Below are 17,886 nucleotides of genomic sequence, written 5' to 3'. Positions count from 1 at the left end.
GAAAAGAAACCAAAAATTGATCTTTTAAAAAATAAAGGCTCCACTAATAGTGGAGCCTTTTAGAAATTTACTCTTTTAAAAATTAGAATTTATAAGCTACACCAACACGGAAATCATTGGTTTTGTAGTTAACTTCAAGTTTTTCCTTTGCAAATTTCTTTTTACCAAAATCAGAGTAACGATATTCTGCACGTACAATCACATTATCCAAAACCGAGAAATCAACGCCACCACCAAGTGTGTAACCAATCATGGTTTTTGTTTCATCAGATAAGTTCTTAGAAGAAACGACTCTTCCCTCCTCATCCTTAACGGATATTGATACAGTGTCTTGGAACTGCCCATAAGCAATACCGCCAGCAAGATAAGGCATAAAGCGATCAGCAGCAAAACCAATACGTACCCGTGTAGCACCACCCCAATTTTGTTTGAAAGTATGATTTAAAGTTTCAACTTCATCCTCTTGATCAATACCAAGTTCAGAAGCCAGCTTTTTCATTTGTTCTATACCATATGCACTGGAATTGTTCTTATCCACCGCTTGTGTACTTTGTGCACCGTGTCCAGCCATATTCTGTCCACCATGAGAACGAGAAGCATGTGGACTAGCACCATGCGGATTAGAATTTCCGCTACCATGATGAGCACTATGATGACCTCCGTGTTGGGCTCCGCTTGTTCCATTGGAAGCTTTTGTATCTGATCCATTGGATGATCCTGATCTCGCGAGTACAAGTGCCCTTCCGCTCGGTACTGTTCCTTCTGCTGCTGATGGTTGTACCGAGGTAGCTGTTTTTTCTGCTGGCTGTGCTCCTGGTGCGGTTACGGTGGGTTTTACTGGTGCAGGTTGTACTTGTGCGGACCCTACTGATACAGTAGCTGATTTTACAGATGCATCAGCTCCATTTGCCCTTGCCCCTGATGATTGATCTCCTTGAGCTGATTGTGCTGCTGACGATGCAGCTGGCGTTTCTGATGCTGGTGTTGAATTAGCACTGCCAGAATTTCCAGTTGCTGGTGATTGTTGAGCTGCCTTTACTCCTTGAGCTGGTGCTGGACCGGGTCGAGTTTCAGCAGATTTTTGTGACTTGGATCCTGCTGCTTGAGCCCCTCCTTGTGTAGATCCTGCACCTGGTGCTCCTGAGGCGGCTTGTTGTTGTGTTCCTGCTTGCGGTGTTGGAGACGTTTGTGGGCTTGTGGATCTGCGGGATCTTACAACTGCATTTTCTACTGTAGTGTTATCAGCCGCACCTATGGTAATTGTCTTTGTGTGTTTTTTACCAGATATAATTAAATCCGTATCGACACCAAAAATAAAGTTATCACCGAGATCAATATTAGAACCTGCATAAAAACCACCTACAAAACCCGAAAGTTTAGGAGAGAACTCTTTATCTAGTGGCAAATTCTTTTCTTGATCAACAAGAGCCATATCAGATTTGCTCGAAAAACCACCAGCTTGGACACCTAAATAAAGACCTGTCCATGAAAAAGTAGGCGCAACAATGGTAGAAGATGTCGATGGTGCTGGTTGATGAGGAATCATAACATCAGCAGCTAGTGCTGTAGACGCTGAAATTAAAGAAAAAATAGATGCTGTTATTAAACGTTTTGTATTCATAAAATCTCTCCAAATATCCAAAATGATGTGTATATAGAGCATCTTTTTTGAAAGATCTGTAGCAAAAATGACACACTCACAAAAAAATAAAGATTTTTTGAAAATAAGGCTTCTTAAACTTTCAATTTTGCATTCAATGAGAATTTATAAACTAAATCACACTAGAGTTATGAGTCTTAAAGTTGGATTCATTTTCATTAAATTTTCGCATAACTGTTAATGATAATATTCTTTATAAATTTCTTTTTACCGAAATCTGAATAACAGTATTCTGCATGCAATAAACTATCATCTGTCATTGCAAAATCAATGCCAAAGCAAACAGTGAAATCAAATATTGCCTTTTTTAAAACCAAGCGCCATCAGAGTTTCCTCTATTTATCAACATGATCTACTTTTGGTGCTTTAGCGATAGTATTTTGTATCTAAAATTAAGAGAAACAAAGGACTTATTCAAACACTCGCAAAAAAAACTTTTAGATTCTTTGCGTAAATATCTTCATCATGACACATCGGTTTAATTTATAAGGATAATTTATTGTTTTCATGTTGAATGAAAAAACTAATACTGTAGGATTCTATCATTAAAAACCTGTTCTATGTTGTATTAATCAAAACCATGTCTCTCGATAGCGGAAACAGTCTGTGGATAAAAAATTAAAAGAATTTTAAATGCCTCTTATGAACGCTTTTAACAGCCAAGGTCTGTCCACAACATTGGTGGCTGGCAAAGTTGTATGATGATACTAGCTTGCTCTTTTTATTAATCGTGTAACGATAGTGGTGCCCTATAGATTTTATATTATTTCATTGGGAGGTTTTACCGTCTTATATCACTCACGGATACTGACATGAAGTGGGCTTGATGTACTTTGAAAAATATTTCTTTAAAACAAATGTGTGAATACACAACAACAAGTGTATTTCGTTTGGGGCGTTCTGTTTTGTATGAGGAGTGTGATCACATAAAAAGAATGCAATAAACAAAAACGTAAGACAATGCATCATCTTTATTTTCATTATTTAAAAGATATTGCTCTAAATGCTTTTGAAAATCGTAAAGCTAAATTAAAAGAAAATGGTAAAGTTGGAAACTGGTTTCTATCTTTACATCTTCATATTCTTCCCCAATGAAACTGTATTTCCCAAAGCTTACTCCAACAGATATACGTAATACGCTTGCTCTAATCTGGCATATGCAGAATAAAGTTAGTCACTGGTTATGATCTTTTCCTATTTCTGAGATTAATTGAATACTTTTCCTTATGCGTAAAATGATAGCCGTGATATAAGATTTTATGTAATCAGTAGCTATAAAATCCATATATACCACCAATTAGCCCTCTATAATATAAAACTTTTTTCTTTAAAGTCTTATAGCACAAAATGATACAAGTAAAAATAGAAGGGATTAAGAGATATAGAATAGAGAGCTAATAAAATAAAGGCCCCGTTAAACAAGGCCTTAGTATTTTTTATGCTTCTAATTTCATTTTTACGAAATCAGAATTTGTAAGCGACACCTACACGGAAGTCATTGGTTTTGTAATTGAATTCACGTGTGTCGTTTGCGAATTTCTTTTTACCAAAATCGGAGTAACGGTATTCTGCACGTAAAAGAACGTTGTCTGTCATTGCAAAGTCAACTCCACCACCAATAGTGAAACCAAGCATTGTCTTCGTGTCATCAGCCCAAGTACCACCAGTCAAATCTATGGCTTGCTTAGCCCCTGCCTCTGGCACTTTTCCATCCCCGTCAGCTTTCTGTTCAACTTTAGCTCTCTCTCCTTTTCCTGCAACGGATTGAATGCCCTGTACCTGCGCATAGGCAATACCACCAGCAACATAAGGCATAATACGGTCAACAGCAGCAAAACCGATACGGACGCGTGTCGCACCAGACCATTTTTCTTTGTAACTGTGCGTTTCTGTTACCTTGTCATCTTTTTCAAACCGTTGCTGACCTTTTAATTCAACCTTAGCTTTTTCAAGGGCATTATTAAAATTTGCTGCATCTTTTTCAGTAAGAGTCAATTCACGGGCTTTTTTTGATTCTTCACGGTCTGCCCAAACTGCATCGGTTTCAACACCGAGAATGAGACCATTTCCGAGGTCTACGTTAGACCCTGCATAAATACCACCCATGAAACCAGAAGGACTAGGTATGTTATCTTTTTTGAAAAGCTCTTTATCTGCTCCTGGAATAGTTACTTTGGTTTTACTCGAAAAGTTGCCAACTTGACCACCAAGATAAAAACCCGTCCAAGAAAACGAAGGTGCTGCTGCGATAACTGCTGGTGCGACTTCATGAGGGATCATCACATCAGCAGCCTGTGCTGCAGAAGCTGAAATTAAAGCGGCAGCAGAAGTTGCTATTAAATATTTTGTATTCATAATTTTGCTCCTAAATTAACTATAAAATGACCTTACAAGATTATAGATAGAAAAGCTGTAGTAAAAATGTCACAGTCATACAAATAAAAGCCCAGAAAACAGCAGTTTTGTCAAAGTCAAGATCTCTTGAAAATTTAATTTTTTATTAATACTTTGTATTCATAATCGCACTTTTGATGAAATTAGAACTTGTAAGCGACACCTACACGAAAGTCTTTGTTTTGTGGCCTAGTTTAAGGTAATCCTTTTTAAATTCCTTCTTACCAAAGTCTGAGTAACAGTATTCCGCACGAAGCAGAATATAATTTGTCATCGCGAAATCTATACCACCACCAAGGGTGAAACCCACCATCGTTTTTGTTTTATCAAATACCGTAGCAGAAACTTCTTTACTTGATTTACCATTTGCCGACTTTTTTGTTTCTGAAACTTTATCGACACCTTGTATTTGCGCATAAGCAATACCATTGGCAACATAAGGCATAATGCGGTCAGCGACGGAAAAACCAACACAAACCCGTGTTGCACCAGACTATTTTTCTTTGAAAACAATACGATACACTGCTGTGTCGCTTTTTTGAAACTTTTTATTTTCATCCAATACAACAACACCAATGCAACACCAGCATCTTCAAATTTATCATTAAAATCATTAAATTCATCAATCGCAAGAATCTTTGAGACCGTCTTCGTTTCTCCTCGGCCTATCCAGACTGCATCGGTTTCAACACCTAGAATGAGGACATTTCCAAGATCTATGTTGGAACCTAAATAAATACCACCTATGAAACCTCAAGGCTTAGGTAGTCCATCTTTATCTGAAGTTTTTTCTTTTGTTTCTAAATCAAATACATCAATTTTGACTTGAAAAGTTGCCAACTTGACCACCGAAATAAAAATCTGTCCAAGAAAATGAAGGGGCTGCAATGACTGCTGGGGCTGTTTCACGAGGAACGATAATATCAGCAGCTTGTGCTGCAGAAGCTGCTGCCATAGCGATAATAGAAATTGTGACTAAAGATTTTATATTCGTAAACTTTGCTCCTCATTTATTTAGAGGATAATGCTACAAGATTACATAAAGAAAAGCTGTAGTAAAAAATAATACAGTCATAGAAAATGGAGGATGCACTCAAAACAAAATCGCTGCATGACTTTACAACGTTATTAACTTCACTCCGTACGAGAATTCGTAAGTTAACTTATCGATTTTGAATGTAATTCTTGTCTGTCGTTTATGAAAACATTTTTATATCTCCAATAAATATGGAGTGAGTAATAATATAACAACAGAAAATAATAGAGGCCCTGTCTTTGACAGAGCCTCTTGGAAATTTATTTCGTTGTTTACAAAATTAGAATTTGTAAGCTACACCAACACGGAAATCATTGGTTTTGTATTGAAGTTCAGCTGTGTCTTTAAAGTATTTCTTTTTACCGTAGTCTGAGTAACGGTATTCTGCACGCAACAGAACATTGTCTGTCATTGCAAAGTCAACACCAGCACCAAGGGTGAAACCAACAAGGGTCTTTGTTTCATCATGTACGGTACCAGAAGCAACAACCTTATTAGCATTTTCAGGCAACAACTTATTTTTTCTCACTTCAATTGCGGAAATGCCCTGCATCTGCGTATAAGCAACACCACCAGCGATATAAGGCATGATACGATCAGTAGCAAAACCTATACGAACGCGTGTAGCACCAGACCACTTTTCTTTAATAGTAATACTTTCTCTGTATTCATCCGCGCCTGCAACTTCTAGACCATCGTTCTTTTTGATCTTAGCATCATCGAGGAGTTTATTAATTTCCTCAAGACTTTTACCAGTTGTCTGTCCAACAACCATGTTCATACCATCAATTGTGTCTTTTTTACCAATAAAAGTGACATCTGTATCCAAGCCGAAGATCACACCATTGCCGAGATCAACATTGTAACCTGTGTATAGGCCACCGAGCATACCGGAAAGCTTAAGATCGTGCCAACCTAAAGTGCTAGAACCTTTGTCAGATTTCATTGAACGACCACCAATCTGAGCACCAAGATAAAAACCTGTCCAAGAATAGGCAGGGGCTGCTGAGATGACTGCTGGGGCTGTTTCACGAGGGATGATAACATCAGCAGCTTGTGCTGCAGAAGCTGCTGCCATAGCGATAACAGAAGTTGTTACTAAAGATTTTATATTCATAAACTTTGCTCCTAATTTATTTATGAACACAGTGCTACAAGATTACAGAAAGAAAAGCTGTAGTAAAAATGATACAGTCACAGAAAATGGAGGGCACATCCCAGATAAAATCGCTTCATAGCTTTGTTTTGCACGAAAAACCTAAAAAATATATATAAATAACTTATTGATTTTTAAATGTAATTGTTGTTTATTGCTTATGAATTTTTTTAAGAAAATCTGAATAATATCTTTTCACATCCACAATAAATTATGTATTGTGTGATAATATAGCAACAGAGAATAACGGAGGCGCTGTCAAAGACAGCGCCTCTGTTATTTAACTTATCATCTGTTAAAATTTGTAAGCAACACCAACTCGGAAATCATTGGTTTTGTAAGATGTCTCATATTTATCATTTGAGAATTTCTTTTTACCAAAATCAGAGTAACGATATTCCGCACGGACAATAACGTTATTGGTCATTGCTAAATCAACACCAGCACCCAGAGTGTAACCAACAAGGGTCTTTGTTTCATCAGACAAGGTACCAGAAGCTATTACTTTATCTGAATCTTTGCCTGTTATTGAAATCGATGCAGTATCTTGAAGCTGCGTATAGGCGATACCACCAGCAACATAAGGCATAATGCGTTCAGCTGCAAAACCAATACGTACACGTGTCGCACCAGCCCACTTTTCTTTAAAAGTGAAACTGTGGGTCCGTTTAGCACCAGCTTCAAGCGCATCTTTACCAATATTAATTCCAGATTCTGTTAATATCTTCTTAATATAATTTATGTGATTTGGAAGAATAACATATGTGTTTCCTGTCTTCGTGTCATCTTTATTAGACCACACGATATCTGTATCAACACCTAAAATAAGGCCATTACCGAGATCAACGTTGGAACCTGCGTAAAGACCACCCATGAAACCAGATAGTTTAGGCAAAAGGTCATCAGGCGCTGGAATCTTTTTTCCGTTACTGAGAATATCCATTTTCGTTTTACCCGAAAAACCACCAAGTTGCCCACCAAGGTAGAAACCTGTCCAAGAAAAAGTTGGAGCAACAATAACGGGAGCAACAGGTGTTGGACTTGGGGGAACAATAACATCTGCTGCTTGCGCCGCTGAAACTGAAACAAAAGCGAAAGCAGAAGCTGTTATTAACCATTTCATATTCATATTTTCTCTCCATAGCTGAATATTTATTTGAACACATCATTTCATATAGAGCCCAAACTTCAGATATCTGTAGCAAAAATGATACACTCATAAAAAAAACAAAAAGCCAATGAAAGCATCCTGAATTGCTTGATCTCTTAATAAATAAGAATTGAATTATGCCAATGTACAAATGATTTTCTCTTGTCACATTTGCTCTTCTTTATAAATTTTTCAAAAATATCTGCGTTATCACCGTGGAAAGCATGTGCTCTTGTCTAATGAAAAATTATCCTTTTATATTAAATTCAAATGCTCTCATCTTAAACCATTGTATATTCAAGCAACAAAAATCATCCCTCTATACATTACAAACGAGCAAGTATGTGAAACCGTTAAAAAACTAAAAAGGTCACTTATGAATGTTTTCAATATCAAGAACTGTCAAATGCAATCGTTCTATTTAGATTTATACAAATAACGTTTTTACCTTCATCCTTAGCATGACAAAATGTGAAGGCTATGTATTTGTTTTTTTCATAAAAAAATGCTTATATTACAAATAAACTTGTATCGCACATAAACAAGACTTCCAATAATCCACGGATTGAAACAAGATCATATGCAACTTGCCTGCTCTTTGTTTTTACTTTAGGCATTTATTGTTTTTTAATATTTACCATTTTTTGCTTATCTCAACCTCATAGAAAGTCTTTTTCAGAGTTTCATCTTATTTGTAGGCTATCTATTTCATATTCTTTTATAAACGAAACTGTAAAAAATGCCTCAAGACAGGCAACTGGTATGATAAATGCTGACATCTATATTAAAACTCTCCCTAAAGCAAAAAAGATGAGAGATCTTTCTTAAAGTGTTCACACCAAACTTTTCTTTGAAAATCATTAATTGAGCAAACAATTTGGCAGAAAAAATATCTGATATTGCATCATAGACAAATAAAAAATATTTTTAAATCTAAGTCGAACAATAGATTGATTATAAACATAACTCATCATTTCGCATATTGAATAAGAAATCCGAATATCGTAAGATTCTCCCATTCCAAATCGGTTGTATGTTGCAATCACTCAAAACCATTTGATTGCATGTTACAAGCAGAAAAAGCCTTGTGGATAAAAACTGTACAAAAAAGGACTAAAAACGCTTCTTATGAAGAAGTCTCACATACCAAAGGCTGTCACAATATTGAGAGCTAGCAAAGTGTGTGATGAATGCCGTCTTGTCCCCTTCATAAGTATAAATAAGTATAAAGATGGTGGTACTCAATGGGTTTACCATTATACCCTTCATAGATAGCGTCGCGAAATGGGTTTGGGAGCATTGAAAAATGCTTCTTTAAAACAAGCGCACGTAAGTATGCAACTCAATGGCGTTTTATTTTTTGAAACACACTAAGATCAAAAGGTTAACATTAAAATAAATACTTGGTTTTCTCCTCGATTTGGACAAAGCGTTCTATCAGACCCTGTCTGCAAATAGTCCAGATTTTTGTCGAGTGGATTTCATTTAGCTTTCCATTCATGTATCATTAACCAAAGGTTCTATAGACAAGTCCTTCACTAATCCCGCCACGTACTCTAAAAACACTTATTAAGGCGTTTTACATGCCTTATATAATCACACTTAAAATGACGATATTTACGGCATAACAAAATAACTCAAAATCTCTAGGCTATATTCATCTAAACCCATGAATTTTGTAATGACTGATTGCTATTATACTGTGTTATTCGTTCACTGAAACCTTCCTGTTCGTATCTTTTCCGAACAGTCCTCTTCATTCTCACCGTGCACAATCATAACACCCTTTAAACAAATAGCTCCCCTCCTGTTTTCAGGTGATAATATCTCCTTTTTTCAATTCTCGAGCATACGTTACACCTCTCAATGTTGTTTTCTCACTTTTTAAAAACTCATTGGACTTCGTGTAAATAGGTTTGGCCGTCCTCTTTTCCCTGGTCCTTTTTTAGGATTATATCCTCTTTTTTTACCAGAATGTGACACAGGTACTAACTTAGCTGCTGTTATGTATTCACTGTTATTTGTGCAAGAAAGTTCTATTTGAAAAACTTCAGATAAGACCTTGCGAAGCTGTTCACTAGAAAAAAGACCTATTGGAGGAACAGCCGAAGATGCTCTCTGTATAAGGTTTTGAGACGCTAAAAAACTCGCCCCCTGAGCGATAGAAATTGAAGCAAAAGTAGCAAAAGCTGTAATAAAATATTTTATGTTCATAAATTTAACCTCATCAAATATCCATAATGGATTTTACCTAGTGCCTTCATTACAAATTTCTAGAGAAAAATAATATGTTTATAGATAAAAAGTGAAAATCCTTACAAATAAAGCTTTGGAGCCCTTTTGATTTTAAAATAAAAGCAAATTGCCCTGCTCTACCAACATAGAAATCACTTATTGAGTAATAAATTAAAGGCACGAAGTATCGTCTGAAAATAATAAACTATACGAGCCTCACATAAACATATTGATTTATAAATATAATTTATATTTCCTCACACAAAATGAGCGCCTCGAATATCAGAATATGCTCTCATTCCAAACTTGTTCATTATACATTAAGCAAATTTATTCGCTTCCACATCATAAATAAAGTTTGTATATGGATAAAACTCTTGAAAACAGGGGGATTCTTACGAATCCGTTTAAATGCAAAAGCTATTGCAACGTTTTGACTTAGTAAAAAGCGCTCTTGCTGACTTGTTTCTAGCACACTTTTCTAGGAGTTGCTCTTTGCATTGTTCAATACAATCGTAGTTATCTGTATACATTAATCATATAATATATTGATTTATAATGATAGTTTAGCGTTATTCATATTGAATGAAAACCTTGAATACCGTAAGATTCTCTCATCCAAATCTTTTTCATGTTGAATCCATCAAAACCATTTGATTGCATGTTACAAGTGGGGAGAGCCGTGTAAACAAAAAACACTAAAAAAAGACTAAAAATGCCTCTTATAAACCGTCTTAAGTGCCAAGGGACACACAAATATTGGGAGGTGGCAAATTGTGTGATGGTAGCGGCTTGTTACTCCATAAGCGTAAAGATGGAAGTGCTCAACGAATTTTATATCATATTTTGGGGCTTTATCTTTATACCACTCATAAGCGCCGCCGTGACATGGGCTTGGGTGCCGGTTTCTTCTAAAAAAAGCACATGAATTAGCAACACAAATATATTCCGTTTAGGGCGTTCTGTTTTACATGAAGAACGTAAATTCATTAAAAACGTGAGAAACAAAAGCGTGAGGCAATGCGTAATCTCTATTATTTAACAGACATTGCTTTAGATACTTTTGAAAGTCGTAAAGCAGAATTAAAAATGATGGTAAAGATGAGATTTGTTTTTTATATTTACGCCTTCATATTTTCCCCCAAGTAGGCTGTATACTGGTTTCAGAGATTTAAGTCTTCCAACCTACCATATGTTTCCACACTCTCCTCAAAATTGCTTTTTTCAAATAAGAGCTGTTACAAAAATAAAAAATATGAATTCGCAAAAGTACTTTGATTACCTAAACTTCAAATGAAATAGCACTTAAGAATTTATTATAACTCTTATCAGAAAAGATGAGAGGATAAAATGCCCATAATATACAAGCATTTCATCCTCTCACATCAATAATTAACTCCATTAAAAGCCAATTTTAAAGTTAGCTATGCGCAAAAATATCAACTTCCGCCCATCCTAAAAGATCAAGCCTAGCTCTCATAGGCAAAAATTGAAAGCATGCCTTGGCAACATTTTCTCGCTCTTCACGTCTTAAACGTTCTTCAAATATAACCTTTAAACGATGCAAATATAACACATCCGACGCAGCATATTCAATTTGTGCCTGTGATAACGTTTCTGCTGCCCAATCCGAAGATTGTTGCTGTTTAGAAATATTCACATTCAGCAATTCATTACAAATTTCTTTCAAGCCATGACGATCCGTATAAGTACGCGTGAGTTTCGAAGCAATCTTTGTACAAAAAATAGCCTCTGGCATAACACCAAATGTATGCGCTAAAATCGCAAGATCAAAACGCCCAAAATGGAATATTTTGATGACTGCATTATCTCCAAGAAGCTTGACCAAATTAGGTGCACTCTTTTGTCCTTTAGCAATTTGTATAATATCGGCAGTACCATCTCCAGAAGAAAGCTGAACAACACATAAACGATCACGATGGGGTTGTAACCCTAAAGTTTCAGTATCAATCGCAATGGCGTCAGTTTTATAATTGTCTAAGTTTGGTAAATCACCTTGATGAACGCGAATCTCAGCCATTTACCCTCCTATTTGCGAAAGCAGCAAGAATACGCGCCCAAGACCGCTGCCCTTTATGAAATGATTTTAAATTATACTTTTCATTAGGCGAATGAATACGGTCATCAGCCAGTCCAAAACCAACCAAAAGAGTTTCCATACCAAGAATTGACCGAAAATCTGCTACAATTGGGATCGAGCCCCCCATGGCTGTCAAGACAGCAGGCACTTCCCACTCTTGTGATAAGGCATCCTTCGCCTCCTTGATAAAAGATGAATCATCAGAAATCTGAAGTGCAGGAGAAGAACCGTGATTCTTAAATTCAACCTTACAATCAGCCGGAATTGAGCTACGTACATAATCACGCAACGCTTGGCGTATTTTCTCTGGATCTTGCTTATGCACCAAACGACAAGATACTTTTGCACTCGCTTGAGAAGCAATAACTGTTTTCATCCCTTCCCCTTCATAGCCGCCACTAATACCATTAATTTCCATGGTAGGACGTGCCCATACAAGCTCTAAAATGCTCCGCCCTTTTTCACCAGCAGGAATAGAAAGCCCTATAGGACCAAGAAAATTTTCAGCAGTACAATTAAGTTCATTCCATAACTGCAAAATCTGTGGAGGTGTTTCTTCTACGCCATCATAAAAACCAGGAAGTGTTACCCTATTATTTTCATCGTGAAGTCCTGCTAAGATTTTCGTTAGAATACGAATGGGATTAGCTGCTACTCCTCCAAAATAACCAGAATGCAAATCACGATTCGCTGCTGTAATAATCATCTCTTCTGCCATAATTCCCCGAAGAGAAAGAGCAATAGATGGTGTATCCGCATCCCACATTGACGTGTCACAAACCAATGCATAATCTGCCTTAAGTTCATCTTTATTTTCTTTTAAAAAAGGAATAAGGGAAGGAGAAGCACATTCTTCCTCACCTTCACATAAAATAGTAACTTTAACAGGAAGATGCCCTGTTTCTTTCTTAAATGCACGACATGCTTCAATAAAAGTCATCAACTGACCTTTGTCATCTGAAGCTCCACGAGCACAAATAACTTTCTCTCCATCTCTCTCTTTTAAAGAAGGTGTAAATGGATCATCCTCCCATAAACTCAAAGGATCAACAGGTTGAACATCATAATGTCCGTAAAACAACACATGCAAACAATCATCCGAAGGTCCTGGATGATGCCCAACAACCATTGGATGACCCGGTGTATCACGGCGTGAAGCCTCAAAACCGATGCTTTTTAAATCCTCTACTAACCAGTCAGCTGCTTTACGACATGCATCCTTGTAAGCCGAGTCTGTAGAAATCGATTGAAAACGTAAAAGAGAAAAAAGGCGTTCAAGGCTCTTTTCTATATTTCCATCAAGATGTGTTAGTACTTTATTCAGCATAAAAAAAACCTCTCAAGCCTTGTGTAATTATATTATAGATACGACGACTTTAAGCCTCTTGTAAGATTTTGCAAGACACCTTATTCATTTTTGGCATTGTGAGCAGTAAAAACTTGAACGTCCAGCCTGTAAAATACGCACAATAGGCGTTCCACATTCCAAACATTGCTTGCCTTCTCGTCCATAAACTGAAAAAGCATGTTGAAAATAACCAAGTGAACCATCTATATGCATATAATCACGTAAAGAAGAGCCACCAGACAAAATGGCTTCAGAAATCACATTGCGTATATTTTGTGCTAAAGAATCTGCAAATTCACATGCACGTGCCGTTTTTGATGCCAATGTAAATGCACCACGTTGTGGAGACAAACGACTCCGCCAAAGTGCTTCACAAACATAAATATTCCCAAGACCTGCAACAATAGACTGATCAAGTAAAACGCTCTTGAGAGACATTTTTTTATTAACAAAAGCCTTTTGTAAATAACGACCAGAAAACGAATTACTCATAGGTTCAAGCCCTAGCTTATTTAAAAGTGGATGTTCATAAAGCTTGTCCGTATTGACTAAAAGCATAAATCCAAAGCGACGCACATCATTATAAATAAGATGATAAACTTCACCATCCCTTGTTTGAATATCCATGACAAAATGATCATGCTTAATCAATTTACTTGTCGTTGAAAAAACTGTTCTTAAAAGATCATTCTCTATACGCCATGAACCAGACATTCCTAAATGGCTTAAAATCGTTTCATCCTGAGAAAGATGAAATAATAAATATTTCGCACGCCGACCAAGTTCTATAATTGTTCTGCCAATAAGGCGCTCAGAAAAAGCCTCAGGAAAAGGAAAGCGCAAATCTCTACGATTAAGTCTGACAGATACTATCTTTGCATCAGTTACAACAGGCTCAAGTCCACGACGAACTGTCTCTACTTCAGGAAGTTCAGGCATCTCTCTTCTTTAAATAATTATACACGTTCCAATTGTATCACCAATAAATTGATTTCTTTTCCCCCCTCAAAGAACGAAGGTTTCCTCTACATCTGCTCTATAAGAAACAAATTTTTGATGAGTGGATTTCTCTTGGCGTCCTACTCATATGAGTCACTTAACTAAAGGCTTTATAGCCAAGCCCTGCCTTGAATATTCACCAGACACTCTAAAATACTTAACGTATCAATGAGGCTTACATCCCACTCCACATCGAATGCGGCATAACAGGATTAAGCCCATTCACCCTTACGAAACACAGGAACTCTTACACCATCTTGGGTAATGCCATCTATATCAATTTCGCCAGAACCAATCATCCAGTCAATATGAATGACACTTTTATTACCACCACGTGCTGCAATCTCTTCTGACGTCAAAGATGCCCCATCTAAAAAGCATTTGGAATAACATTGCCCTAAAGCAATATGACATGCAGCATTTTCATCAAATAAGGTATTATAAAAAAGGAGGTCACTCTTAGAAATTGGTGAAGAATGGGGCACAAGAGCAACTTCGCCCAATCGGCTTGCACCCTCATCACTTTGCAAAACCTGTTGCAAAACTTCCTGACCCGTTGATGCACGAGACTCAACAATACGCCCTGCTTCAAAACGTACTTCAATATTATCAACCAGTGTTCCTTGATAGGAAAGTGGTTTCGTCGAACGAACAAAACCTTCAACCTTATGAGCATGAGGAGTCGTGAAAACTTCCTCTGTCGGAATATTCGGATTGCAAATAACACCATTTTGAGCAACGGATGCACCACCATGCCATTCATGATCATCTGCCAAACCAACAGTTAAATCAGTCCCTGGCCCTGTAAAGTGTAAGGCAGCAAAACGCTGCGCATTAAGCCAAGATGATCGTTTCTTTAAATTCTCGTTATGGACAACCCACGCATGTACCGGATCTTCTTCTGTAACACGTGAAGCAGAAAAAATTGCATCGGCTAATTTTTTAATCGCCTCATTCAGTGGTAAAGAAGGAAACATTGCCTCAGCCCATCCTGCTGTTGGATAAGCAACAATTGACCAATTTATAGAAAAATTCGATATTTTTTTGAGAGCAGGCTGGTAAGCTAGCGAAGTCGCCTTATTCAAACGCGCAACCTTATCAAAATCTTGATTGGAAAGGAGCAAAGGATTATCACCAACAATTGCTAAACGCGCTGCCCCATTTTCAAAAGCCTTCGCCATTCCCTCATAAAGCCAAGAAGGGGCACAATCAAAACTAGCTGTATGGGCATTTTCAAAACGTGTAAGCGATAACATATCATCACTAAAAATTGGTGTAATGACACCAGCACCAACCTTATAAGCATGATATGCAATACGCCGAACAAAAGGTAATGCTGAAACTGGAGCAGTCAAAACAAGATCCTGCCCCTCTTGTAAATTCAACCCCACTTTTACTGTAATTTCTGCAAGACGATTAAGCATTTCAGGCGAAATTGTCTCATGAATATCAAAGTACATTACCAATACCCTTCTTTAAATAAAATGCGTTCTTTACGTCGTCATATTATAAATTGTTTTTTAGATCCTTTGAGTTTACTTTCTCTACGTATATTGATGCGTGTTATTATCGCTAAAGGATCACTTAATTCATAAACCGCAATGGGGGTATAACCCTTCTTTTGTCGTGAAAACTTACCAGTTTCTGTGTCGTTTTTCTAACATTGCAACAATTGCATTTAACTGATCTGATGAAGGCAAAGTCATAATCGTTTTATTTTCCTCTTTCCTAGCTAGATGTTGAGGTGCATAGGCAGGAATAGGAACTTTATCAAGCTGTACCATAGCAAAATGCGCAGGATGTGCCGTTTTGGACTGTGCTACCTCTATCGAAGGAGATGCACTTTTCTCTACCTTTACTCCCCTACTTTCTGTACCTTCATCTATAAAGCTTGGCGCATGACCAGAACGTTCTTGAGCAAAAGCATAAGCAACATCATAAGGGCGATTATTTGTAGGAACTTGAAGTTCCCCATTACGTGATCGTTTTTCATAAAAAGCATTTCCCCCTGCAACCTGAACATAATGCATGTTTTTATACGGAAAAGACAAACCAGCGGTATGAAAAAACTTAGCGTGTTTAACTTTCTTATCTCGTTCACCCCGTAAAACAGCATCAGCCGCCTCTCTTACACGAGCAACAGATGCTTTCTCCGTCATAGGACGCGTTAAAACACCAGGAGCAAACTGCTTATATTGACCAACAACACCACAAATCGTCTTAGGATAGGCGGTTGAATTAACACGATTCATAACAACCGTCCCAACGGCAATCATTCCTTCACGGCTTGTGCGATTTGATTCAAAATACATCGCTCGCATAAGACATTGACGCTCTGTCAATGGATACGTAACTGTTTTTGTCTTATTGTTATTTACTTTTCCAGTATCTAAACGATTTGAAGCACACCCCACAACAACTAACGGCGCTACACAACAGGTAACAAAAACATTCCAACGACTTTTTTTCATCTTATGCAACACATTCCTATAATCTCTGAGCTATTCAAATTTTGAAATGAGCTTTAAATGTATCTCTCAATAAAGTACATAGCTAATTGTTACCACTCAGTAAAATTTTAATACAAGAGGTAATAAAAAAGTATCTATGCAAAATAAAAAATAAAAAACTCTTAATTTACAGATCAATATTGTTATTCTTCATGGTCCAATATAGGCCATAATAACCCACACGTTTCAATTACAATAAAGCAACACTATCCACTTCTTCTACATCCGAAAAAATTTGGATAGCAAAACTCTTTGCATCGATATTGAAAAAAATAATACAGATATCCCCTTTAATATAAAAACATAAAACTTTAATAAAACGATCTGAAAGGAAATTTCCCTAGAAAACTCCCCTCCGGCCACAACACGAGTGATGATATCATCCAATATACAAATATGTCAAACCAAGAGTTAGAAATCTGCCATGCTTCTCTGAAAAAACTCTTTGTTTCTTCTTTGTGCTTTTCCATAATATAGCTATCTTATTCTTTCTATAGCTGCACTGTAAGAAAATACTCATAGTATCTACAAACTTATTTTATATATATAAGAAAAATTTTAATCTATTTTCTTCTCACCTATCCCAACTTTATAAGTAAGGTCATCGCGAGGACGATCAGAAGACATATGGTAACCCGTTATGATATAATGCAGCATTTCAGCAATATTCGTAACATGATCACCAATTCGTTCAATATTCTTTAAACAAAACAGCAAGTGCGTACAAACCGTAATATTGCGCATATCTTCCATCATATATGTCAAAAGTTCACGAAAAAGAGAAGTATACAAAGCATCAATCTTCTCATCACGCTCACGCACAGCGTCAACACGCTCTAATAGGCGACTCGTATAAGCATTTAAGACTTCTTTTAATTGATTGAGTGCTAAAGCTGTAATTGTTTCAAGCCCATGATAAACAGAAGCAGATTGACGTATTTCTGAAAGTGCAACAGTCCTTTTAGCAATGTTTTTAGCCATATCCCCAATCCGCTCAAGATCAGAAGAAATACGAATAGCTCCAATAATTTCACGCAAATCAACAGCCATCGGTTGGCGTTTGCAAATAATAGCAACCGCTTTTTCATCAATGTCACGTTCTGCTTCATCTAAAAATACATCATCGGCAATCACTGTCGTTGCAAGTTGAAGATCACTACACACAACCGATGCGACAGAACGTTCAATCATCCTTTCTGCATGGCTCCCCATTTCTGTAATCCTTGCTTTTAAATATTTTAGTTCTGCATCATAAGAACGGACAGTATGGTTCATAGACATATCTTACACTCCTCAA

Annotated in this window: 11 protein-coding genes and 2 pseudogenes; 1 reads left to right on the top strand and 12 read right to left on the bottom strand. The window is 36.9% G+C overall.

All coding sequences use genetic code 11. The annotated features are described in order from the left end of the window. Positions 1–82: 82 nt before the first annotated feature. The 6 genes and pseudogenes from ACFIJQ_RS03670 to ACFIJQ_RS03645 form a co-directional block, all read right to left on the bottom strand. Complete coding sequence (locus ACFIJQ_RS03670) at positions 83–1,621, bottom strand: porin (protein WP_375628579.1); 1,539 nt, start codon at positions 1,619–1,621, stop codon at positions 83–85. A gap of 1,503 nt (positions 1,622–3,124) precedes the next feature. Then, complete coding sequence (locus ACFIJQ_RS03665) at positions 3,125–4,015, bottom strand: outer membrane protein (protein ID WP_375628577.1); 891 nt, start codon at positions 4,013–4,015, stop codon at positions 3,125–3,127. Positions 4,016–4,197: 182 nt separating this feature from the next. After that, positions 4,198–5,009: pseudogene (locus ACFIJQ_RS03660) on the bottom strand (outer membrane protein). A gap of 361 nt (positions 5,010–5,370) precedes the next feature. Beyond that, positions 5,371–6,207 carry an outer membrane protein gene (locus ACFIJQ_RS03655; RefSeq protein WP_375628575.1) on the bottom strand — a complete coding sequence of 279 codons (837 nt, stop codon included), beginning with the start codon at positions 6,205–6,207 and terminating at the stop codon, positions 5,371–5,373. 334 nt (positions 6,208–6,541) lie between these two features. Next, positions 6,542–7,375, bottom strand: coding sequence for an outer membrane protein (locus tag ACFIJQ_RS03650; RefSeq protein WP_375628573.1), 834 nt, complete (start codon positions 7,373–7,375; stop codon positions 6,542–6,544). Between the two features lie 1,905 nt (positions 7,376–9,280). Continuing rightward, positions 9,281–9,610: a hypothetical protein gene (locus ACFIJQ_RS03645; RefSeq protein WP_273787820.1), complete on the bottom strand. Its 330-nt coding sequence runs from the start codon at positions 9,608–9,610 to the stop codon at positions 9,281–9,283. Between the two features lie 736 nt (positions 9,611–10,346). On the opposite strand from ACFIJQ_RS03645, the pseudogene ACFIJQ_RS03640 reads away from it, so the two are divergent. Further along, positions 10,347–10,803, top strand: a pseudogene (locus ACFIJQ_RS03640) (integrase); the annotation flags it as partial. Between the two features lie 248 nt (positions 10,804–11,051). Here ACFIJQ_RS03640 and ACFIJQ_RS03635 read toward each other — a convergent pair. The 6 genes from ACFIJQ_RS03635 to phoU all read right to left on the bottom strand — a co-directional run bounded on the left by ACFIJQ_RS03635 (position 11,052) and on the right by phoU (position 17,870). After that, a complete protein-coding gene (locus ACFIJQ_RS03635; RefSeq protein WP_273787818.1) occupies positions 11,052–11,672 on the bottom strand; it encodes a ribonuclease D in 621 nt (206 codons plus the stop codon). Beyond that, the gene (locus ACFIJQ_RS03630; RefSeq protein ID WP_273787817.1) at positions 11,665–13,059 is read right to left on the bottom strand and encodes a M20/M25/M40 family metallo-hydrolase; all 1,395 of its coding nucleotides are present in this window, start codon (positions 13,057–13,059) and stop codon (positions 11,665–11,667) included. The genes ACFIJQ_RS03635 and ACFIJQ_RS03630 overlap by 8 nt, the downstream gene beginning before the upstream one ends. A gap of 84 nt (positions 13,060–13,143) precedes the next feature. Further along, complete coding sequence (gene mutM / locus ACFIJQ_RS03625) at positions 13,144–14,019, bottom strand: bifunctional DNA-formamidopyrimidine glycosylase/DNA-(apurinic or apyrimidinic site) lyase (RefSeq protein ID WP_012754658.1); 876 nt, start codon at positions 14,017–14,019, stop codon at positions 13,144–13,146. Between the two features lie 272 nt (positions 14,020–14,291). Beyond that, positions 14,292–15,539, bottom strand: coding sequence for an aminopeptidase (locus ACFIJQ_RS03620; protein ID WP_375628570.1), 1,248 nt, complete (start codon positions 15,537–15,539; stop codon positions 14,292–14,294). Between the two features lie 174 nt (positions 15,540–15,713). Continuing rightward, the gene (locus ACFIJQ_RS03615; RefSeq protein ID WP_375628568.1) at positions 15,714–16,550 is read right to left on the bottom strand and encodes a cell wall hydrolase; all 837 of its coding nucleotides are present in this window, start codon (positions 16,548–16,550) and stop codon (positions 15,714–15,716) included. 597 nt (positions 16,551–17,147) lie between these two features. After that, positions 17,148–17,870 carry a phosphate signaling complex protein PhoU gene (phoU, locus tag ACFIJQ_RS03610; RefSeq protein ID WP_273787814.1) on the bottom strand — a complete coding sequence of 241 codons (723 nt, stop codon included), beginning with the start codon at positions 17,868–17,870 and terminating at the stop codon, positions 17,148–17,150. Positions 17,871–17,886: the final 16 nt, after the last annotated feature.

Source organism: Bartonella sp. TT67HLJMS (assembly GCF_042193375.1).
GTDB classification, from domain to species: Bacteria; Pseudomonadota; Alphaproteobacteria; order Rhizobiales; family Rhizobiaceae; genus Bartonella; species Bartonella grahamii.
The sequence above is the reverse complement of the archived record's forward strand: the minus strand, read 5'-3'. Positions and strand labels throughout refer to the sequence as shown.